The organism is Psychrobacter proteolyticus (genome assembly GCF_003350005.1).
GTDB lineage: Bacteria > Pseudomonadota > Gammaproteobacteria > Pseudomonadales > Moraxellaceae > Psychrobacter > Psychrobacter proteolyticus.
This window is the reverse complement of record NZ_QLKS01000003.1, coordinates 360,396-381,715: the sequence shown is the minus strand read 5'-3', so window position 1 is coordinate 381,715 and position 21,320 is coordinate 360,396. Positions and strand designations below refer to the sequence as shown.

Below are 21,320 nucleotides of genomic sequence, written 5' to 3'. Positions count from 1 at the left end.
ATACTTTAGTGTATAAGATTGCACCGAGAATTGCATCACCCATGATAATAAATGCTGTATGCGTTTGTTTAACAAGTCCATAGGATGTGTGATATAGAAAGATTTGCGTCCTAAAATGTGCAATAAATAACGAAAAGATAAAAAGGATTTTTATTCATGCAGCTTTTGCTATAATGCAAAGCTACATTTCTCAACGATTGATACGTATATGAGTAGCACTGATACCTTAACGTCATCTCAAACCTCGACAAATGCACAGGTTTTAGATGCAACCACACACGCGAATATTCACGACAAGCTTGCTCGCGCGCTTGGCATTAAGACTGCTCAAGTCAATGCGTTTGTCAAACTTTATGATGAAGGCGCGACGGTTCCTTTTATTGCGCGTTACCGCAAAGAAAAGACTCAGAATCTTGATGATGCGCAGCTGCGTGCTTTAGAGAAGTCTCTTAATTATGAGCGTGACATGGCAACACGTCGTCTCAAAATTACTGAGCTGTTAAGCACACAGGGCAATCTGACTGACGAGCTACAGACGCGTATCGATAATGCGACGTCTAAGCTTGAGCTTGAAGATATCTATCTGCCATACCGTCCGCGTCGTCGTTCACCTTCTGCCAAAGCTCGTGCCGCTGGTCTTGATACTGCTGCCCAAGCAGTCTTGACCCAAGAAATCACCCCGACGGATGCCTTGGCTGATTATCAAGTCCAGTCAAGTATCACTGATGACAGTGGTAATGAAATCGAAGTTGATTTTAGCGATATCGAAAAACAACTCGCTGGCGTACAGGCTATTATCGTTGATGAATGGACACAAGCATTGGGCTTGTTGGACAATTTACGCAGTGGTTTTGCCAAAACTGCCAGTATCGTATCGAGCGTTGCGAGCGAAGAAAAGCGCGAAGTTGGCGAAAAATTCAAAGACTACTTTGAACATAGCGAAAGCCTTGCTCGACTGCCAAATCATCGCCTATTAGCAATGTTGCGCGGTCGTCAAGAAAATGTCTTGGGTCTAAAAATTGAAGGCGAAGACGCACCATTTATCGAAAAAATTATCAGTCATTTCGATGTCGATGCCAAAGCGCCAGCAGCACGCCGTGAATTTTTGGCAGAGGCAGCCAGTAGCTTGTGGAAAGACAAATGGCGTCCGCATATCGAGCACCGCTTGTTAACTGAAAAGCGCCTAGCCGCAGAAGCGGATGCGATTGATGTGTTCGCTAGCAACTTACAGCATTTACTAATGTCTGCACCTGCAGGTCCTAAAGTAATCTTGGGTGTCGATCCTGGTATTCGTCATGGCGTAAAAATGGCCATCGTCGATGCGCAAGGTCATGTCATGTCAGATAGCGAAGAAAAACCTGTCATCGCGACAGTGTATCCGTTCGCACCTGATAATAAGATGGATGAAGCCAAAAAAGTCATCGATGCGCTATTGAGCACTTATAACGTTGATTTGGTCGCTATCGGTAATGGTACGGCAAGTCGCGAAACAGATGCGATGATCAAAGAGATTTTGGCCGCGAATGATGCATTAAAAGCCAAAGCCGTCATCGTCAATGAGTCTGGTGCCTCTGTTTATTCAGCCAGTGAGCTTGCTAGTGATGAGCTTGCCAATCTAGACGTTTCTGTACGTGGCGCGGTTTCTATTGCGCGTCGCTTGCAAGATCCATTGTCAGAGCTTGTGAAAGTTGATCCAAAAGCCATTGGTGTGGGTCAATATCAGCATGACGTCAATCAAAACCAGCTTGCAGACAGTCTTGATAAAGTAACTCAAGATAGCGTGAATGCCGTGGGTGTGGATGTAAATACAGCTAGCCCAGCTATCTTGGCTCACATCGCAGGTCTTAACCGCAATGTGGCGCAGCAAATTGTCACCTATCGCAAAGAGCACGGTGCATTTGATAGTCGTGAAGCACTTAAAAACGTCCCACGTCTAGGCGCTAAGACATTTGAGCAAGCAGCTGGTTTCTTACGTATTCATAATGGTAGCAATCCATTAGATGCCACTGGTGTGCATCCAGAGAGCTATGCATTGGTCGATAGTTTACTCGCACAAGCGGGCAAGCCATTGTCAGAAGTCATCGGTAATGATGGCGTGTTAAATACTATCGATACGACTACACTGGCTGCTAATGACGATAATGTCAGCGTAAAAGCGATTATCGAAGAGCTCGCTAAACCTGCTCGTGATCCTCGTCCTGAATTTAAAACGGCCAATTTCCGTGATGACGTCAATAGTATCAAAGATTTGAGCGAAGGCATGACATTAGAAGGGGTAGTCACCAATGTAACGGCCTTTGGTTGTTTCGTTGATGTTGGTGTACATCAGGATGGTCTGGTACATATCTCGCAGATGGCCAATGACTTTGTCGCAGATCCTATGAACCGTGTCAAACCTGGCGATATAGTATCGGTACGGGTTATCTCTATCGATGAAAAACGTGGTCGTATCGGATTTAGCATGAAACCTGAATCTGAAAAACCTGTCCGTACGGCTGCCAAGTCTACGACAGCTAGTACAGATGGTGAGAAAACCAGTCGTCCACGCAGTAATAATACAAATAGTGACCGTCCAAATAATAGCCGTCCAACTGCTGACAAACGTCCGTCTAAGTCACGTGGCAAGCGTCAGGATAAAGACAATGCGAGCAATCGTAGTAAGCCAGTAAAAAATGATAAAGCTGAAGCTCCAAGTAAAATGGGTACACTCGGTGCTTTATTACAAGAAGCTGGCGTGACTAAAACTAAGAAATAAATGCTGCTAAAAATAGCTAAAATTTATAGTTTGGTATAACAAAAAAGGCAGCCATATGGCTGCCTTTTTATATAAGTAATATGCTTACAAACTAATCAAATAAACTAACTATCTGCTTAGCGTGATACAGCGATACGACGGTTTTCTTTGAACTGTACGTTTGCTGGCTGAGTAGCTAATAACTCACCACGCTTGTCTTTTTTCTTTTCTTGCAAAGTACTAGCAGCATCTGCAACTTTGTTCTCAGTTGCCGCTTCACCAGCGATTAAAGGCTGATAGTCTGCATTGCTGTGTTGCATGTTAGGCGCTTGAGCGTTCTGTACAGGAGCCTGAGCAGTTGTAGCATTAGTCATTGCTGCCGCATTGGTTGTTGCTTGAGCGTTGTTCATCAAAGCTGCGTTATCATCGCTTGCTTCATTATCCATATCGTCAGTTTCGTCTGCTTCATTATCCATGTCCATATCGACATCAGCATTATTTGACGCTTCGACATCTACAGCGCCAGGTTGAGTCGCTAGCAACTCACCATCAGGACCTTCTATTTCGGCCTGTACAGTGCTCTCGACAGGAGCATTACGCATATCTGCTGGCATTAGATCGCTATTGTTAACGGGTGCCGCCATTGCCATAGTTGGTAATACAAGGGTAGCGCCGACGATTAGTGATAAAACATTCTTTTTCATTATAAAACTCCATGATACATAATTTGCAATAGTTAAAAACGATAACTCATATTCAATGATGAGCTGTCTTTATTTAAAGGTGTCTGTAAATACTGTATGCAAATTATCAACGATGTAGTTTATATTTCAGTAGCAAACTCATTAATGTTCTAACAGTTTAATGTTTTCTTGTGACGTTATGAAACTGCCATACTTGACGTCTAGCTGATATTTTAACTTCTAGATTTTTCAAAAACTCATTAGTAGTAAAGGTTGATTGTGTTATTAAAGCTGTTAATAAATGAATCTGTTAATTATAAATATCTACCAATGTCTCTAGTATTCAACATATGAATATTTGATTGCTTATAGTTGTTATTTAAACTTAGCTGATTGTTATTAATAGTTTTTTGAGTGCTATCTGTCAGTATTATAGAGACTTCTTTTAAAAATTTTCATTTATAGTCTAAAGCCAGTGCTTTGATAATTCTTAAATTCTATTATATAAACTCTTTGATAACATATACTTCATTAAACTAATGTTTGCATATAATTTTTCTACAATACCTATAAAATGATAGTAGTAATATTGGATTAATGGTTAGTATCATAAAGTATTAAATAATTGGGAAACAGAAACATTGTTCACCAAAAAAGTACGTTATTCTTTATTTAATTCTCTTTTGAATTTTAGAGTAAACAATAAAAAACCGTATCTTGAAAATAAGATACGGTCGTAAAGACATTGAGCCTTTGTTATCACTCCATAGATTAACTATCAATCACTTCAAAGCTAAGACCAGAATGCGCTTCTAAGCGAGTTATTAGCTTATCACCCATCGCAGATGCCGGTGTCCAGAACCCACCGCCAACGTCCTCTTTGCTGATATCTTGTGCCAAACATAATGCCGCCTGCGAAATCATACGAGAAGTACTGCCGTAACCAGGATCTTTATCACCTGTTACTTTAACGGTAATAGTGTCATTTTTGGCCGTTTGTCCAAAGTGACGAATATCAAAGTAGCCGTTTTCTTGCTCGTCCTTAGAAGGGCCTGAGCCAGCTTTTGGTAAAACATGCTTGGATAGTAACTCGCGACTTGGTTTAATCATCATTGCAGTGGCAAAGCCTAACAAACCTGCGCTCATAGCATAGCTAGACAGTTTCCCTTTGACGCCATCTTTCATCCACATCGCTTCGTCATATTTAAAATCGCGACCGTACTCATAGCTGAGTAATTGGTTAGTACGATGGACGATACGCGTATTGATAGTCGCCATGACGAACGGTGCTAACCAGCGCTTATGATTGCTGTCATATACTGGTTTGCTAACATTATCCTGACGTACATTTGGTGCATCAGAATCATCGTTTAGCAAATAAGGATTGGCCACTTGTTTGCGACGCGATTTATCTTCGCCAGCTTCTTCAAATATTGATGCCATCGATGCGATAGTACCGCCTGAGATACCACCCTTGGCTGCTTTGACACGCATATGAATGACATTACAGGTCTCACCGAACTTTTCTTCTGCCTTAGCTTGGGTAAAGTACGCGCCCAAATCTGATGGGATAGAATCAAAACCACAAGAGTTGACGATACGAGCACCGCTCTGCTTGGCAGTGTCTTGGTACTTGTCCATCATATCTTTGATGAAAATAGCCTCACCAGTAAGATCGACATAATCTGTACCGTTTTCAGCACAAGATTTGATCAGTGGCTCACCATATTTCAGATATGGGCCTACAGTAGAAATGATGACTTGAGTTTGTTTGGTCATCTTATCAAGGCTGTCAGCATCGTTACTGTTGGCAATAATAATATCTACCTTGCTCTCAAGTTTGGCCTGCAACTTGTTGAGCTTGTCTTCATCGCGGCCTGCGATTGCCCATGATACGTCTGAGCCATCTTCGTTCTTATTATTTGATAAAAAATTGGTTAAATAGTGGGCAGTGATCTGACCGACGAAGCTTGTCGCACCATATAGAACAACTGCATAAGGGCGTGTGTCGCCGCTGGTTTTTTGTATAAGGTTTTCAGTATCCGTATTGATATCCATATGTATTGTCCTTAATAGACTTGAGGATAAGTTGAACTTAAACTATAAACCAAGTCGTTTGATTAGGTTAGTGGTTTATGAGGTCGCTACAGTTTTTATTGCCAGATATTTGTTCCGGGAGGTTCTGAGGTTAGCTCTGTGCTATTAAAAAGTAATTACCAGTCTCTCCAATGCGTTTCCCATGATCTTAAATGCGATACTTACAGAGACAAGAAAAAATAAAAGGTAATAAGACTTGCTACAAACTTTACATAACCCACCGATATTATTACTAAAATGAACGTTTTTTAGAGATGAACATTGCTAATCTATAAGCGTAAACATTAATAACTAGCATTAGATAAAAACAAGTTAAATAAATGCTATATAAATTTTAATATCTGTTTTTCACCATTATTTGAGGAGAATATTATGTTTCGTTGGGCTATTATTTTTGCAGTGGTCGCACTGTTAGCGAGCTTATTAGGGTTTGGCGGCGTTGCAGGACTGTCTGCTAACTTGGCGTACATTTTCTTAGCAGTCGCTGTGATTTTGTTTATCGTAGCGTTTGTAAGTCGCAAGATGTAAAAGCAGCTTATTATTATAAGTAACTACTATAAAAAAGACCCTCAATTGAGGGTCTTTTTTATGTTTCATCAAAGTTTTTGCTTATTAATCTGACGAACATGAATGCACTGCTATAATCGCTTGGGCTGAATAATATGCTCCATGCGTTTGGCTAACCGAATATCTAGGCTAGATATACCGCCTGTATCATGATTGGTTAAACGAACTTCTACGATATTGTAGGTATTGCGCCATTCTGGATGGTGCTCAAGCGCTTCAGCATAAAATGCTGCTTGGTTCATAAAGCTCATCGCTTCGATAAAGTCGCTGAAGTGATAGGTCTTGACGATACTATTGCCATCACGCTGCCAACCGGCAAGCTCTTCTAGCTGTAGATTGATTTGTTTGTCAGATAAACTACTCATATTAACAACCTTTATTATTATGTCGAATTGGTTTATTAAAAGTGGTGCTGGGTTATATCTCCTATACGAAATAATATCTACACACTTTATACTACTTCGCCCGATATCACTCAACTGAGCCTAGTTAAAGAGTTAATTGAGCCTAATTACATAGCTAGCTAAATTAAATCTTGATACTCAGGATGTTTGCTAATGTATGACGCGACAAATGAGCATTGTGGCACCACTTTCTTGTCTTGCTCACGTGCATAATTCAATGCGTGCTTAACGAGTGCTGAACCAACGCCTTGACCGCCTAATTGCTGCGGTACGATAGTATGATCGTAGACCAACTTGTCAGCACTTTCCTGATAGCTAATATAACCTGTCTGACCGTCGATAGATGTCTCAAAGCGGTTCGCTGCTTGATTATGAACAATGTCTAGATTTGGTTTAGAAGTTTGGTTACTCATTAATATACTCCATTTCTTATTATCGAATTTTTATTATGAACTAAATGTTTTATTAATTTTGATAGTGCCAGTTTAGTATGTAGGTTTGATGCTTAACAATCTAGACGCTTACCGTAATGGTTGATAGGACGACTGTTAACGTCATCTATGTATTCTGTCCTACCTTATCATGGTCGTATCTGGTTGCAAATATGAATATTTCACCATGCATATGATATGGCCTTACGAACGACTGGAGGTAAAAAGCGAGTGAGACCACTAGTGTTTTCTATCGGTAATTTGTCTTCTAAATTGGCCGCTGACCTATCATCTTTATGAGTAGTACTATCTGCATTTTTCGTTGACTGTACATAGGCTTGCCATTCTTTTTCGCTGGGTTTGCTAAAGTGATAAATACGTCCCAGTACTTGCTTGAGTTGTGTGCCAAAGCGGCCAGTGTTGTAGGTTAAACCATACTTACGGCATATGGCCTGTACCTGCGGTGCAATCTTTGCATAGTGGCCAGCTGGCATATCAGGAAATATATGATGCTCAATTTGATGAGACAAATTACCTGTCAAAAGGTGAAACCATTTGCTGCCTTTGATATTGCTAGAGCCAAGGATTTGGCGTACGTACCAATCGCCTTTACTTTCATTGGCATCGAGATGGGTATAGATATGCGCTTGCTCAGTGAAATGGCCGCAAAAAATCACCGCCCATGTCCATAGATTTCGGACAGTGTTGGCAGTCATGTTACCGCTCAACGTACTAAAGGCGCTACGACGACCTAGTGTCAGCGCTACCACAGATGGCAGTGCAATATAGTCTTTGCCTATTTGCCGTCCAATTTTAGCAAATAGCGCGCGAGACTTTTGCTGCATGATTTTGTGCACATCAGGAGAGTCAGCGTATTCATCTGCACTGATTTGGATGTCATGAAAAGCTACTGCCCATTCAAAGCCAAATGCCAGTACCGCTGTACTAAACATATTATAGCGATCTTCTGGTGTCCAAGGCTGCTCGTCAGTCACTCGAATCAAGTGATAGCCTACGTCATGATCACGGCCAACAATATTGGTAAAAGTATGATGTAAATAATTATGAGAGTGTTGCCATAATGGAGCAGGGCAGACAATATCCCAGTCGAATTTTTGACTATTAAGGTGCGGGTGTTGCATCCAGTCATATTGACCATGCATGACATTATGACCCAGCTCCATGTTGTTCAATACTTTGCTAAAGCTAAGTAAAGACGTACCTAGTAGCCAAGTAGCGACAAGACTGCGTTTCGATGGCATACGCCCAGCCGCTGCAAGTAGACCACGGGCAATAACTTCACTATATACCACGGTGGCATATATCCGCTGTATGTAGCGTGCATCCTTACTGCCTAGCGAGTCCATGACGCTTTTATATAGGACATTGAGCTCTACGGCTAAAGCATCACTTTGAGGCTTTGATAGAGGAGCATCAGTTACTTTTGGGTAGCGCGTCCGTGTTGATGTGTCTGGCTGACCGCTATCATTGATTGCTTCATCATTAAGCTGCGTGTAAGGCGTTTGCGGCGTCAAAGATAAAGGCGCGTTTTTTGCTAGCTGTGCATCGGACAGTGGCGTCAAAATAGGCACAGCAGATTGTGGCGTAGTAACGGGTGGTAGTAAGCGCATAAATAAATCCTTAACCGAAACGGCATGAATAAGCAGCACTGCATCCGGTTTGATAAGTTATCTGAGTTTTAGCCTATAAAGTAACGTTTGTCTTTTATTTCTCATAGGTTGTTTAGCATATGCTTTCTATTAAGCCAGTTGTTCTATTAAATCAGTCATTAAACATCGAGAACCACATCAGTCATAGCAATATTGATACAAGTCTGAATAGACTCGTAACCCTCCCCGCTCACTGTCCCTGTCTGGACGTTTTTGACCACGCCGCTGACTTTATTACAGCGGCACAATTGGCAAATGCCTTGCCGACAACCATGTGCTAGCCGTACATCTGCATTTTCAGCCGCAGCCAGTATTGTCGTGTCACTGACAAATTGCCGCTGCCGTGACCGCAAATAGACAGTGCGTTCTTCTACAGATATTATCTTATCGAATGTTTGATTACTGCTGATATCAACATCAGCTAGGGCATTACCAAAGTTCTCTACGATGATGTTATCGCGCAGCTGCTTGTTTGTAGATAAGGTTATCTCTGCGGCGGCTTTATATAAGCCAGCTAATAACGCTTGTGAACCGCAGGCAAATATTTGCGTATCTGATAGAGGTAAGTTTAGCGATAGCAGACCCTCTGCACTCAAGTATCTTGTGCTAGCCAAATAGGTAGTCGGATCTTCAGTATTGATTAAATGATAAATGAAGTCTGGATATGCATCGTTCAGCTGTTGCCACTGATGTTTAAGTTTGGATGAAACAGTCCGACTATAATGCAATAGCGTTACCTGATGTCCATTACTCAGAGCCTGATTGATAAGTCCGAGCATGGGCGTGATACCGCTACCACCAGCTATAAATAGCAAAGGAATAGGTTTGTCATTCTCTGATATTTCCTGCCCTACTATCGAGGTCTGTCCCAAAGTGAAATGACCAAGTGGCAGACTTGTATCAACGACGCTAGCCAGTGGCATTTGCTTGGTTAAATAGTCAGATACTAACCCTTGTGGTTTAATCGCGATAGTTACCGTATGACGTTGGTCTGCCGTGTGTCTCTCGGTAGCATCGTCGAGCCACCAGAGTGGTTGGTGCGCCAAGCCCACTATTGAGTAACTACGCTGATAATAGACCCCATCGATAAAAACGCGCAAATCGAGATATTGACCGCCTTGCCAACCACCCATCACCTCAGAAGTCTGCTGCCTAAAAGCTCTATTGGTCTCAAATCGAAGTGCTATTAAATCATCACTTAATGTATAGCGTGCGATCAGGCGTAATTTAGGCGTCGTCAATGACCACAACGGATGTAAGCGCGATCCGATAAAATCGACAAACGCACGTTGAATAATTTCAGGGCGATAGCCGTTGGCCATATTATCAGTACCTTTATGATTGCTACGAAAGTGAGTGTTGAGACGAACATAAAGTCAGATGATCAATCGATTTTGATAATCGAACCATTAGACCTTGTTAAGCCACACTAACATGCTAACGGCTATTGATTAAATTTGCGAAAGTTTTGATGCTATTTTTTGTGGTCTTTATAAAACGCTAATGAATCAAAATGTTAAGTTAGTTCATTAAGATAAGACTCCTTGAGTTATTTTTTAAAGCAAGTTTTATAGTTAAAGGCCATAGCCTGCTGTCAAAAACAGTAAAACAACTGGTAAAACAACCTGTCAGCTTGCAGGGTATGCGCCACAATGCGATAATGACCTATAATTTGTAACCCTGATTTTGAGGTACGGCACGCTTGGCATCATCGCTGAGTTGCATTTGCTGTTCTCTTCTATGCAGTCTATCGGAGTGTTAATGGCTCAATATATTTACACGATGAACAACGTGTCAAAACTTGTTCCCCCTAAGCGTGAAATCCTAAAAAATATCAACCTATCGTTTTTTCCTGGTGCCAAAATTGGTGTTTTGGGTATCAACGGTTCAGGTAAATCAACCTTGCTACGTATCATGGCAGGCGTGGATACTGAGTTTAGTGGTGAAGCACGTGCGCAAGCAGGTACCAAAGTTGGCTATCTGCCACAGGAACCACAGCTAGATGATAGCAAAGACGTTCGTGGTAATGTCGAAGACGGTATGCGCGAAGCACTAGATGCGCTAGCACGTCTAGATGCTATCTATGCTGAATACGCAGAGCCTGATGCTGATTTTGATAAGCTTGCTGAAGAGCAAGGCAAGATGGAAGACATCATCCAGTCTTGGGATGCGCACAACTTAAATAACCAGCTAGAAAAAGCAGCCGATGCGCTCCGTCTGCCACCATGGGATGCTGACGTTAGTAAACTATCAGGTGGTGAAAAACGCCGTGTGGCATTATGCCGTCTACTATTGTCGCGCCCTGACATGCTATTACTTGACGAACCGACCAACCATTTGGACGCCGAGTCTGTTGCATGGCTAGAGCAGTTCTTGCAGAACTACAGCGGTACTATCGTTGCCATTACCCATGATCGCTATTTCTTGGATAATGTTGCTCAGTGGATTTTGGAGCTTGACCGTGGCCATGGCTATCCGTATGAAGGCAACTATACTGAGTGGCTAGAGCAAAAGAACACGCGTCTAGAGCAGCAAAATAAGCAAGAAGAATCATTTGCTAAAGCGCTGAAAAAAGAGCTTGAGTGGATTCGAAAAAACCAAAAAGGCCAACAGGCCAAGTCTAAGTCTCGTGTACAGCGTTTTGAAGAATTGAACTCAACTGAGTTCCAAAAACGTAATGAGACCTCTGAGATTTATATTCCACCTGGTCCACGTTTGGGTAACAAGGTTATTGAGATCAATGACATCTCTAAATCATTTGGCGATCGTCTGTTATATGAAAACCTAAGCTTTAACGTACCAGCTGGTGGTATCGTTGGTATTATCGGTCCAAATGGTGCGGGTAAAACCACGCTGTTTAACATGATTACTGAGCGCGATACCCCAGATACTGGTTCAGTTGATTTGGGTGAAAGTGTTAAAGTTGCCTATGTCGGTCAGGTACGTGATCATCTAGATGACAACAAAACCGTATGGGAGGAAGTCTCTGACGGCCTTGATATCATTACGGTTGGTGACTACACCACACCAAGCCGTGCCTATATCGGACGTTTTAACTTCAAAGGCTCAGATCAGCAAAAGCACGTTGGTCAATTATCAGGTGGTGAGCGTAACCGTCTGCAGTTAGCGAAAACGCTAAAGCAAGGCGCAAACGTATTGCTTCTTGATGAACCATCAAATGATTTGGATATCGAAACCTTACGTGCACTAGAGGATGCGATTCAAGTATTCCCAGGTACAGTAATGGTCGTATCGCATGATCGCTGGTTCCTTGACCGTATCGCGACTCATATCTTAGCGTTCGAAGAAGAAGGCCCAGTCTGGTTCGACGGTAACTATACTGAGTTTGAAGCGTACCGTAAAAAGACGATGGGTGATGACGCCAGTCCTAAACGTGCCAAGTATAAGAAAATTACCAATTAATATGGCTGTTTAGTGTATTGAAATTCAATAAAAAAGACCGCTAATCGTTAGCGGTCTTTTTTTGTTTAGCTTAAAATCTTAAAGGGTATGGACAGCTGTTAAGACTAACGTTTACGCCCAAATTTACGCTGCTTTTTATTACTAATCTCAGTAATGGCGTGAGTGATTTCTTCTTCGTCCAAACTAGCGACTTGTTGCAAGATTTGCATCATATCAGGCGTCAACACGTACTTAGCATGATGAGCGATGTCATTAATACGATGATCGAAAGTCAGTATGCCTGTTTCATCATCTTTTTGTAGATAGTCAAGACGAGTCAACGCACTGATAAAGCTGGTAAACAAGGCGCGATCAAAGAAATCAGGAATATCATCTGCATAGAGCACAGATAAACGTTGCCCGAGCAGGTGACATAGGTCCACAACTTCGTTTTCAGTCAAATTGCCAGAGCCTTGCTGAGCAAGTAGGGCAAGCGTCATAAAGTAACGTTCAAGGCTTTGTCCAACTGGAGTTGCAAGCACTTGCAGCTGCTGATAATGCTTGCTATTAGACTCAGGCACGCTGAGCGTATCATCACCCAAGTCAACGATGAGCCCATGAGATAACAGGTTGTCGACTTTTTTATTGAGCGTATCAGCCAAGCCATGTGCTGGATAATATAAAAACAGCTCACTTTGTAAGAACGGATATAGCTGCTCAGCGATACTATCGAGACGGCTGCGTTTGATACGTCCGTTGCGTGCGACTAGTGCAGACAGGAACGACAGTAGGATAAAGACATGCAAAATGTTGTTACGGAAATAGCTGAGTAACGCTGCTTGCTTACCTGCGACCTGAATGATATCGCCCAAGATGTGCGGCGTACGCTCAATAAGTTTTAGCTTAATACCATAGTCAATGATTTGCTGCGGCGTCATATCAGTGATAACCGTATCATCTGAGTAGACCAGCTGCTGAGCCAAACCTTGATACAAAGCGATTTGCTCACGGCAGATATTTTCATCCAATGCAGCTTTTGGTGCCGATAGCAAAACTAACGACAGCAGCGAGACAGGTGTGACGACCGCAGCTTTGTTGATATGCTGCATGACTTTCACACCGATGTTATCAACCATAGCGCTGGTTTTTTCATCAAGCGGCGAGTCAGTACGATCGGATGGCAAACTATTGGCTGGCACATCGAATTTCGTCATAAAATCGCTAAGGTGCAATGGCGTACCAAAGCTCAAGTGCACATTGCCAAAGATACGTTCGATTTTACGGCCAACTTTAAGTAGTCCAATCAAAGACTCTGACTCTTTTGGCTTACCTTTTAGCTCACCGACATAAGTGCCGCCTTCCATAATACGCTCGTAACCAATATAAGTTGGAATAAATACTACAGGCTTATTGGTTTGGCGTAGTTGGCTATGCACAGTCATCGCTAGCATACCCATCTTCGGCGGTAGCAGGCGACCTGAACGTGAGCGACCACCTTCGATAAAGTATTCAATCGGAGTGTTGCGCGTGATAAGAGTATGCATATATTCGCGCAGTACAGCAGTATATAGCGCGTTACCACGGAAGCTACGACGAATATAAAAAGCAACGGCACCGCGTAATAGTGGGCCTAATACAGGTACATCTAAGTTATCACCTGCAGCCACATAAGGGATACTCAGGCCACGTTTGTAGATGACATAAGATAGTAATAGATAGTCGACATGGCTGCGATGACAAGGCACATAAATCAGCTCATAATCGGTCGCAAGGTCACGTACTCGCTCGAAGTGATGGACTTCTACGCCGTCATACAACTGCGTCCACAACCATGTCAAAAACTTGTAAAAACCACGGATGATAGAATGAGAGTAGTCATTGACCATTTCATTAGCATAGCCTCTGGCCTGACTGCGAGATTCTCGAACGCTAGTCCCTTTTTCGGCCGCTTCCATTTCGATCGCATGCTTAATCGCTGGTGAGTACACCAGTTTGTCTACCAAGTTGCGTCTATCCGATAAATCAGGGCCAAGCATGCTGGCACGCTGCTTGTCTAAATAAATTGACAATTGCTGCTGTAGCATACGAACCAGTTCACGATTACTATCAGCCGATGCGACTAGTGCATAGCTTGGTGCTTGCTCAGCATCAGTTGCTAGATCATTGTTAGTATCCGTTGACTCTGTATCGACTGAATCCGTCGCTGTTAAATCTGCTTTAAGGGTATCTGTAGCGACCGAATCAAAGGTAGCAGGTCCTTCCACATCGCCTTTAAGATTATCATTGATAATGGTACGTAAGTCTTGCGGTGGGTGAAACTGTACAAAAGTATCGCGGCCCATTACTCCAATATTAAATAGTTGCTTGGTAATACTAGGGTCTTGCCAGTTGTCAGCAGTCAGTAGCTTAAATAGAGAATCTTCTTTTTCAGGTGCGCGTCCCCACAGAATCGATACTGGTACTAGACGTACCTTTAGCTCCGGATATTGCAATACAGCAGATACTAAGCGAGAAAGGCGAGGAGACAGCTGACTGTCTTTGGCACTTGGGTGATTCAAAAATATGATGGCCGCATTTTCTTTAATATTATGGGCGGCATCATTTACTCCAACCAGTGCTGGCGGTAAGTTGTGCTCCTGCGTCTGCAAGTCAATCAGAATACTGTTGGAACGAGAATAGTCCTGTAGTACATAAAACCGTAGCGTTTGATCATCATTGTCGAACTCAGGTAGCTCGCCTAGCAACTTAGGTTTTACGGCGATATCGAGCATCTGACCTGACAGCTTACGATACAGCTGATTGATCGGTGCATTAGAATAAGGCTTCGTAGCGATTGTATTGCCATCAGTTTCAGCAGTGTCAGTTTCAGACGCACGGTCAGTCGCGACCGGCGCTTTAAAAATCCGTTTTTTTAGGAACTTCGGTATCATAATCAGTATCAAAAATAGTCAAATATGTTGCGCTTATGATGCCATAAAAGCCACCAAAGCGATATATAGTGTCTGTATATACTACCAATATTAATACGGTTTGGTTACGCTGTAGTGAGTGACGGATTATACAAAATTCTCAAACATTTGAAAGTTAACATGTTTAGGGTAATAATATATTTTTATCACCGATGACTCATAAATATAGCGTCTACTTCTCTATTTCATTTTACTAAGCCTAAAACTTATGACTCCAGCTATCGATCTTGCCAAAAAACGTAACCTTGATTACCAACTACACGAATATATTCACGACAGCAATGCCGCATCGTTTGGTTTAGAAGCCGCAGAAAAACTCGGCGTAGCGGTGACACAAGTATTTAAAACTCTAGTGGTGAGCACTGATACTGGCGTACTTGCTGTGGCGATATTACCAGTCGATAAAACACTTAATTTTAAAAAAATGGCGAAGGCGCTATCTTCTAATAAATTGCTATCCTGTAAAAAAGTGCAGATGGCCGACCCCAAACAAGTAGAGCGTAGCACGGGCTATGTGCTAGGCGGTGTCAGTCCACTGGGTCAAAAAAAGCGACTAACAACCGTGATAGATAGCACAGCTCAAGATCAGGCCACAGTCTATGTGAGTGGGGGTCGCCGCGGTCTAGAGATTGAATTGCCGCCTGCACAGTTGGCCGCGACGCTTGATGCTTGCTTTGACGCTATTACGGATGAGTAAAAGATTCCACGGTGGCTGTAATCTGCCTATTATAAATTCGCCATGTCGACAATTTCGCTAAGCATATTTATGAGTAATCTATACTGGATTCGCTTGTATTGAAGATATTTTGGCGCAAGATTGTTGTAGATTGACCATAGCGATAAGGCGTAGACTTATACACCAACTTATCTATTATTTTTATCTACATTTAAGGACATGCTCATGCCACATCTAACCATTCAAGTGACACCCAACGTCAGTATCGCTCACGAAGAATCATTGCTCAAATCGCTAAACAAAGCATTGTGGGATAGTGGTCAGTTCAAGCAGCCTGCTGATATCAAAGCACGCATTGTGCCTATTAAGTCATTTCTAGTAGGTGTTGAAGACGATGAACAGGCCAATGGATTTATTTATGCCCACCTAAAGCTGATGAGCGGACGTGATATGGCCACTCGTGACCAGTTGGCTGAGCTGTTGGTCGCTACTATCGAGGCAAAAATAGGCGCAGAGCAGTCAGGGCGTGCGGCATTGCAGATATGCGTAGAAGTTGAAGAGATAAGTGAGGTCTATCATAAGAAAATGCTTGGTAGCTAACAGTACCTGTCCTTTTAAAAACTGTCCTTTAAAAACCACCTTCTCAAAAACTATTTGCTTAAAAAAGCGACTGCTTAAAAAGCGATTCCTCGTAGTCTAAATTTGCCTTTATGCAAATGAGGGTAATCATTTGCATAAAGGCTGACTGGCATATGTTGGTAGTATCATCACTTCAACTTTGTAACCCGCAATTTTGCCTTCAGTGGCCATGAGATTGCGGGCGATACGCAATCGATATGTTCCCGTCGCAGGTAAGCAGCCTTGATAGACGATACCGCCTTTACTGCCATCTTGCGTACCATTCGGCATATGTAATACACCGACATTAGCAGTCTCAGATGTTCCCGCAAGTGGGGTAATATTTATCACGGTATATTGCTCGCTTATAGCGTCAAAACGATACCAACGTTCATCGTTATTGGGATTTAATTTACCAGTGATGACGCTACTAATAGCACCTTTCGAAAAATGAAGAGGGGTGTCGCTATTTTTTGCAATTGCACTATTTGCAGCGATACTCACCACCGCAGTACTAATTGCCAGTGTTCGCATAAATCGTGCGGCTAGCGAGGCAGCTTTATGAAGGGGTATTAGCATAGCTTGCTCCTAAACTTGCTAGTTAATGTCTATTGTTATGAATAAGCATACTTTCAGTTAAACATAAAAAAGCGCCTAAATGATAGGCGCTTTTTTATTAATTAACGATGCAGTTTTAGTCTAAGAATGCGAAGTGATCGATTTTCATTGATGTCATGCTTTCGCTTGGTGCGACCATCGCTTCTGCGTGACCAGACGTACGTGGTAGCAACTTATCAAAGTAGAATTCAGCAGTCTGAATTTTTGCTTTGTAGAATTCTGGCGCTTCTGTGCCGCCATTTTCTAGCTTTTCGTAAGCCACTGCTGCCATACGAGCCCAGTGATAACCCATCATCACGTAGCCTGAGTACATTAGGAAGTCATCTGATGCTGCTGAGATGATTTCACGATCTTTACGTGCCATCAGCATCAAGCGTACGGTCAAGGTATTCCACTCAGCACATAGTTTGGTCAGTGCCCAAACGAATTTACGCATGTCTTTATCAAGAGCATATTCGCCACACCATTTCATGATGCTAGAGGTATAATCACGGATGATTTTACCTTTAGACTGTAAGATAACCTTACGGCCTAATAGATCCAATGCCTGTACACCAGTGGTTCCTTCGTACATGGTTGCGATACGGGCATCACGAGCGATTAGCTCCATGCCCCATTCTTTGATGTAACCGTGGCCGCCATAGATTTGCTGACCATGCTTAGCAGCTTCGATACCTAGCTCAGTTAAGAAGCCTTTTAGGATTGGTGTGTAGAAACCTAGCTTATCATCCCATTTTTCAAACTCTTCATCATCGCCATTGACAATACCCTGTGCCATTTTGTCGGCATAGCGTGCTGAGTGATAAATCATTGAGCGACCGCCTTCAGCAAAGGCTTTTTGCGTCAATAGCATACGGCGTACGTCAGCATGGTGAATGATAGCATCAGCTACTTTTTCAGGATCTTTAGTGCCAGATAGCGTGCGCATAGAACGACGATCTTTGGCATATGGCAAGGCATTTTGGAAAGACAATTCAGTATGCGCCAGACCTTGGATACCAGTACCGATACGAGCCGTGTTCATAAAGGTGAACATGGCTTTTAGGCCTTTATGTGGCTCACCGATTAGATAACCAACAGCACCATCAAAGTTCAATACACACGTTGATGATGAGTTAATGCCCATTTTATGCTCAATCGAGCCACAAACTACTGCATTGCGCTCGCCAGACTCGCCTTCAGCGTTCGGAGTGAACTTAGGTACGATAAATAGTGAGATACCGCGTGTGCCTTCTGGGGCGTTTGGTAGGCGTGCTAAAACGATATGGATGATGTTGTCTGTTAGATCATGTTCACCGCTTGAGATAAAGATTTTGGTACCGCTAATTTTATAGCTACCGTCATCCTGCGGGATGGCTTTTGATTTTACTTGGCCCAGATCCGTACCACACTGTGGCTCAGTCAAACACATCGTACCTGCCCACGAGCCTTCGACCAACTTCGGTAGATAAAGGGCTTTTTGCTCATCCGTACCGTATTGGAGTAGCGTGTTGATACAACCGGTTGATAGGCCAGAGTACATTGCCCATGGCCAGTTGGCAGTACCGATCATTTCAGCTTTGATCAGGTTGATTGACGTCGGTAAGTTCATCCCGCCGTATTCTTCAGGATACGAGATACCTTGCCAGCCGCCTTCTACAAACTGGTTGTAAGCTTCTTTAAAGCCTTTTGGCGTGGTGACTTCGCCATTTTCAAAATGACAGCCTTCTTCGTCGCCTGATTGATAAATAGGAGCGAGGATATTTTCAGCAAAATCAGCCATGCCTTGTAGAATCATGTCTACGGTTTCAGGATCAGCGTTTTCGCCGTTGTCCAAATCTTTATAGTGGGTTTGAAAATCAAATACATCATTAAACAAAAATTTGATATCACGTAAGGGTGCTTTGTAAGTTAACATAATCGCTCTCTTTGGTTGGTTCGCTATCATAGACTTATGGCGCAATATTTGAGTCACAACTTATGTAAGCGATATTTACTTATTTTAGATGAGGTAGACGTTATATTAGTCATCAAGTAGATTATTAGTGGACAGCTTTCAAAGGTGTTAGTTATTAGAACGTCCTTAGTGGCGACAGCTGTTATGGCGTTGATATGATTATAGATCTTATACAGCAACAAATATACAACTAATAACTATTATTCATGATTAACTATGTTATTAATTCATTTTAGTTTGTACAGGTAAGTTGTATCTTTGCTTGAAATTATTTTATAAAGGGCTATTTAGGCTCATCTAAATCCAAAGAAAAATGGACTTATCAAATAGGAAAAGCCATTTATGAGCACCTCAAAAAAGCAACAGCGAGCCTCTTGGTTGAGCGCGTTATTAACTCGTATTAAGTGGTTAATCAATGGTGAGCTGAATCATTTACTCACAGTCAATCGCAGTCAGCGACCATGGCATATGCCAATCATCGCGGCAATTGCGATTAGCTTTCCGGTGTTTGTAGGAGCTTATTTTGGTGATTTGTCTTCAGGTATCAAAGCCTCGCTAGGCTCAATGATTATCTTAAACCTACCATTTGCAGGCGGACTACCATATCGGCTAGTGACGGTCATGGCTTGGGGGTTTGCGATGATACTGAGCTTTGCGCTAGGTCTGATAGCGCAGCTATTGCCAGTACTTCGGCTACCTGTGTTTATGCTGATTGGTATTAGCGTAGTGATGTTAGGTCGTTACTATCGGCAGCCACCACCAGCAGGACTGTTTGTATTGATGGCGGGTGCGATAGCGTTGTTTATCCCTGTACCGATTGATCAAGTGCTCTCAGCGATAGGGCTTGTGATATTGGGTAGTGGCTCCTCGATGTTGCTAGCATTATTGTATAGTTTGTTTTTATTGGCGACGCGTCCTGTTACTCCTGTACCTTCCTATGATTATCACCCTGATATGATTAGCGATAGCCTTATCGTGGTGAGTTTTATCAGTTTGGCGTTGGTTATAGCCGTTCTGTTAGAGCTGCCTTATCCATACTGGGCAGCGATGAGTTGCTTTATTATTATCCAAGGTATGCAGTTACGAACCATGTGGATCAAACAGTTGCATCGATTATTGGGTACGTTGGCTGGCATGGGCGTGGCAGGTTGGATGCTGTCTTGGGGACTCTCGGTATGGGGCATCGCTATAGCGATACTGTGTATGATGTTTTTGATTGAGTCATTTGTTGATCGGCATTATGGACTGGCAGTAATATTTATCACGCCGCTGACGATATTTATCGCTGAGTATGGTAGTACGATGTCGGTGCCACCAGTCGCTGGAGACGTTATCCAAGCACGTATGATTGATACGGCGCTCGGTTGCATGATTGGGTTGAGCGGTGGTATAGCGATACACTCTACGAGATTGCGTGTACCGCTACGCCGTTTTGAAAACTGGTTATTACAGCGCTTTAGTTAATAGCTACAGCTCTGTAAGGATTTCTCTTTGATTAACTGTCTTTATTTAGTGCTGTTGTCGCTTGTACTACATCGATAGTATGCCCAGTCCAACGCTCAAAGCTTAAAGCGGCTTGACCGATAAGCATACCGTAGCCTTCAGAGGTCTGTGCGCCACGAGCGGCAAAATGCTGCAAGAATGGCAGCGAACGACCATACATCATGTCATAAGCGTATTGACAGTTTAGAGCATCATCTAGTGGCAGCGTATCACCTGATAGACCGATAGAGGTGGCATTAATAATAATGTCAAAAGAGCCACTGAGTTCATTGGTCGCACAAACCTCAATATGTTGTTTATCGATTACTGAGCTGGCCGCACTTAACTCATTTACCAAATCGGCTGCCTTAGACACGGTGCGATTGGCAATCGTGAGAGAGCCAATACCCGCTTCAAATAGCGGTAATATCACGCCACGCGCTGCACCGCCTGCACCTATTAGCGCCACACGAGCATCGGTCAGCGGCCAGTCCATACTCATAATGTGATTGATAAGTCCTTGTCCATCCGTGTTATCACCATAGAGTGCTTCAGTGATTGGTACGCCGCTTTCTAATAGTGTTTTGTTCAACAATAACGTATTGACCGCGCCTGCCGTCTTGGCATGTTCTGATAAACCACCACGCGCCACGCAGCAGTCATAAGCGACTTGTTTAAAAGGAACCGTCACGTTAGCGCCCATACCGCCACCACAAAAAAAAGCCTCAACGACAGCCGTAAAACTGGCGGCATCATCAGGGCAGTACTGACGCTGATAGCTAATATCAATCCCTGCTTGTATAGCAAACTGCTCATGAATCTCAGGAGATTTACTATGGGCGATTGGATTGCCAATAACGATAAAGTGTTGGGTCATAAATAGTCCGCTGGCTAGAAAATAGAAATACTATAGAAGGAGCGATAAATGGCGTTCAATCATCATAAGGGATAACGCTATGATTGACAAACCAAGAAGGCTATCACTAATCAATGATTAGCAAATGACAGCGTTAGTCAGAGGCGGCCTTATCGC

General features: G+C 42.8%; 16 protein-coding genes. 6 read left to right on the top strand and 10 right to left on the bottom strand.

Annotated elements, in window-relative coordinates:
* Positions 1 to 208: 208 nt before the first annotated feature.
* Positions 209 to 2,755, top strand: a complete 2,547-nt coding sequence (locus tag DXK30_RS08755) for a Tex family protein (RefSeq protein WP_114701377.1) — start codon at positions 209 to 211, stop codon at positions 2,753 to 2,755.
* A 116-nt stretch (positions 2,756 to 2,871) separates the two neighbouring features.
* Here DXK30_RS08755 and DXK30_RS08750 read toward each other — a convergent pair whose 3' ends face one another.
* Together DXK30_RS08750 and DXK30_RS08745 are read right to left on the bottom strand one after the other, a co-directional pair.
* Positions 2,872 to 3,438 (bottom strand): hypothetical protein, encoded by a 567-nt coding sequence (locus DXK30_RS08750; RefSeq protein ID WP_114701376.1) that lies wholly within the window; start codon positions 3,436 to 3,438, stop codon positions 2,872 to 2,874.
* A 750-nt stretch (positions 3,439 to 4,188) separates the two neighbouring features.
* Positions 4,189 to 5,475 (bottom strand): saccharopine dehydrogenase family protein, encoded by a 1,287-nt coding sequence (locus tag DXK30_RS08745; protein WP_240314097.1) that lies wholly within the window; start codon positions 5,473 to 5,475, stop codon positions 4,189 to 4,191.
* A 411-nt stretch (positions 5,476 to 5,886) separates the two neighbouring features.
* Here DXK30_RS08745 and DXK30_RS08740 point away from each other — a divergent pair, with 411 nt between their 5' ends.
* A complete protein-coding gene (locus DXK30_RS08740; RefSeq protein WP_114701374.1) occupies positions 5,887 to 6,042 on the top strand; it encodes a DUF1328 domain-containing protein in 156 nt (51 codons plus the stop codon).
* 110 nt (positions 6,043 to 6,152) lie between these two features.
* Here the strand turns inward: DXK30_RS08740 and DXK30_RS08735 are convergent, their stop codons facing one another.
* From DXK30_RS08735 to DXK30_RS08720, 4 genes are all read right to left on the bottom strand, one after another.
* Entirely contained in the window at positions 6,153 to 6,446 is a 294-nt protein-coding gene (locus DXK30_RS08735; protein ID WP_114701373.1) for a 4a-hydroxytetrahydrobiopterin dehydratase, read from the bottom strand.
* Positions 6,447 to 6,604: 158 nt separating this feature from the next.
* Complete coding sequence (locus tag DXK30_RS08730; RefSeq protein ID WP_114701372.1) at positions 6,605 to 6,898, bottom strand: GNAT family N-acetyltransferase; 294 nt, start codon at positions 6,896 to 6,898, stop codon at positions 6,605 to 6,607.
* Between the two features lie 200 nt (positions 6,899 to 7,098).
* Positions 7,099 to 8,547, bottom strand: a complete 1,449-nt coding sequence (locus DXK30_RS08725; RefSeq protein ID WP_114701371.1) for a fatty acid desaturase family protein — start codon at positions 8,545 to 8,547, stop codon at positions 7,099 to 7,101.
* A 158-nt stretch (positions 8,548 to 8,705) separates the two neighbouring features.
* The gene (locus tag DXK30_RS08720; protein WP_114701370.1) at positions 8,706 to 9,908 is read right to left on the bottom strand and encodes a flavin reductase family protein; all 1,203 of its coding nucleotides are present in this window, start codon (positions 9,906 to 9,908) and stop codon (positions 8,706 to 8,708) included.
* 439 nt (positions 9,909 to 10,347) lie between these two features.
* Between DXK30_RS08720 and ettA the strand changes: the two genes are divergently transcribed.
* A complete protein-coding gene (gene ettA, locus DXK30_RS08715; protein ID WP_057757965.1) occupies positions 10,348 to 12,009 on the top strand; it encodes an energy-dependent translational throttle protein EttA in 1,662 nt (553 codons plus the stop codon).
* 104 nt (positions 12,010 to 12,113) lie between these two features.
* Here ettA and plsB read toward each other — a convergent pair whose 3' ends face one another.
* The gene (gene plsB / locus DXK30_RS08710) at positions 12,114 to 14,918 is read right to left on the bottom strand and encodes a glycerol-3-phosphate 1-O-acyltransferase PlsB (RefSeq protein ID WP_114701369.1); all 2,805 of its coding nucleotides are present in this window, start codon (positions 14,916 to 14,918) and stop codon (positions 12,114 to 12,116) included.
* 247 nt (positions 14,919 to 15,165) lie between these two features.
* Here plsB and ybaK point away from each other — a divergent pair, with 247 nt between their 5' ends.
* Both ybaK and DXK30_RS08700 read left to right on the top strand, forming a co-directional pair.
* Positions 15,166 to 15,654: a Cys-tRNA(Pro) deacylase gene (gene ybaK, locus DXK30_RS08705; protein ID WP_114701368.1), complete on the top strand. Its 489-nt coding sequence runs from the start codon at positions 15,166 to 15,168 to the stop codon at positions 15,652 to 15,654.
* Positions 15,655 to 15,858: 204 nt separating this feature from the next.
* Positions 15,859 to 16,233, top strand: coding sequence for a 5-carboxymethyl-2-hydroxymuconate Delta-isomerase (locus tag DXK30_RS08700; RefSeq protein WP_114701367.1), 375 nt, complete (start codon positions 15,859 to 15,861; stop codon positions 16,231 to 16,233).
* 126 nt (positions 16,234 to 16,359) lie between these two features.
* On the opposite strand, the gene DXK30_RS08695 is transcribed toward DXK30_RS08700, so the two are convergent.
* Together DXK30_RS08695 and DXK30_RS08690 are read right to left on the bottom strand one after the other, a co-directional pair.
* Positions 16,360 to 16,830 (bottom strand): hypothetical protein, encoded by a 471-nt coding sequence (locus DXK30_RS08695; RefSeq protein WP_114701366.1) that lies wholly within the window; start codon positions 16,828 to 16,830, stop codon positions 16,360 to 16,362.
* A 115-nt stretch (positions 16,831 to 16,945) separates the two neighbouring features.
* Entirely contained in the window at positions 16,946 to 18,766 is a 1,821-nt protein-coding gene (locus DXK30_RS08690; protein ID WP_114701365.1) for an acyl-CoA dehydrogenase C-terminal domain-containing protein, read from the bottom strand.
* Positions 18,767 to 19,147: 381 nt separating this feature from the next.
* On the opposite strand from DXK30_RS08690, the gene DXK30_RS08685 reads away from it, so the two are divergent.
* Positions 19,148 to 20,269, top strand: coding sequence for an FUSC family protein (locus tag DXK30_RS08685; protein WP_114701364.1), 1,122 nt, complete (start codon positions 19,148 to 19,150; stop codon positions 20,267 to 20,269).
* A 31-nt stretch (positions 20,270 to 20,300) separates the two neighbouring features.
* Here the strand turns inward: DXK30_RS08685 and aroE are convergent, their stop codons facing one another.
* Positions 20,301 to 21,164 (bottom strand): shikimate dehydrogenase, encoded by an 864-nt coding sequence (gene aroE / locus DXK30_RS08680; RefSeq protein ID WP_114701363.1) that lies wholly within the window; start codon positions 21,162 to 21,164, stop codon positions 20,301 to 20,303.
* Positions 21,165 to 21,320: the final 156 nt, after the last annotated feature.

Excerpts from the sequence above, each read along its gene's own strand:
- DXK30_RS08755 (WP_114701377.1), top strand. The coding sequence starts at position 209 with ATGAGTAGCACTGATACCTTAACGTCATCTCAAACCTCGACAAATGCA.
- DXK30_RS08750 (WP_114701376.1), bottom strand. The coding sequence starts at position 3,438 with ATGAAAAAGAATGTTTTATCACTAATCGTCGGCGCTACCCTTGTATTA.
- DXK30_RS08745 (WP_240314097.1), bottom strand. The coding sequence starts at position 5,475 with ATGGATATCAATACGGATACTGAAAACCTTATACAAAAAACCAGCGGC.
- DXK30_RS08740 (WP_114701374.1), top strand. The coding sequence starts at position 5,887 with ATGTTTCGTTGGGCTATTATTTTTGCAGTGGTCGCACTGTTAGCGAGC.
- DXK30_RS08735 (WP_114701373.1), bottom strand. The coding sequence starts at position 6,446 with ATGAGTAGTTTATCTGACAAACAAATCAATCTACAGCTAGAAGAGCTT.
- DXK30_RS08730 (WP_114701372.1), bottom strand. The coding sequence starts at position 6,898 with ATGAGTAACCAAACTTCTAAACCAAATCTAGACATTGTTCATAATCAA.
- DXK30_RS08725 (WP_114701371.1), bottom strand. The coding sequence starts at position 8,547 with ATGCGCTTACTACCACCCGTTACTACGCCACAATCTGCTGTGCCTATT.
- DXK30_RS08720 (WP_114701370.1), bottom strand. The coding sequence starts at position 9,908 with ATGGCCAACGGCTATCGCCCTGAAATTATTCAACGTGCGTTTGTCGAT.
- ettA (WP_057757965.1), top strand. The coding sequence starts at position 10,348 with ATGGCTCAATATATTTACACGATGAACAACGTGTCAAAACTTGTTCCC.
- plsB (WP_114701369.1), bottom strand. The coding sequence starts at position 14,918 with ATGATACCGAAGTTCCTAAAAAAACGGATTTTTAAAGCGCCGGTCGCG.
- ybaK (WP_114701368.1), top strand. The coding sequence starts at position 15,166 with ATGACTCCAGCTATCGATCTTGCCAAAAAACGTAACCTTGATTACCAA.
- DXK30_RS08700 (WP_114701367.1), top strand. The coding sequence starts at position 15,859 with ATGCCACATCTAACCATTCAAGTGACACCCAACGTCAGTATCGCTCAC.
- DXK30_RS08695 (WP_114701366.1), bottom strand. The coding sequence starts at position 16,830 with ATGCTAATACCCCTTCATAAAGCTGCCTCGCTAGCCGCACGATTTATG.
- DXK30_RS08690 (WP_114701365.1), bottom strand. The coding sequence starts at position 18,766 with ATGTTAACTTACAAAGCACCCTTACGTGATATCAAATTTTTGTTTAAT.
- DXK30_RS08685 (WP_114701364.1), top strand. The coding sequence starts at position 19,148 with ATGAGCACCTCAAAAAAGCAACAGCGAGCCTCTTGGTTGAGCGCGTTA.
- aroE (WP_114701363.1), bottom strand. The coding sequence starts at position 21,164 with ATGACCCAACACTTTATCGTTATTGGCAATCCAATCGCCCATAGTAAA.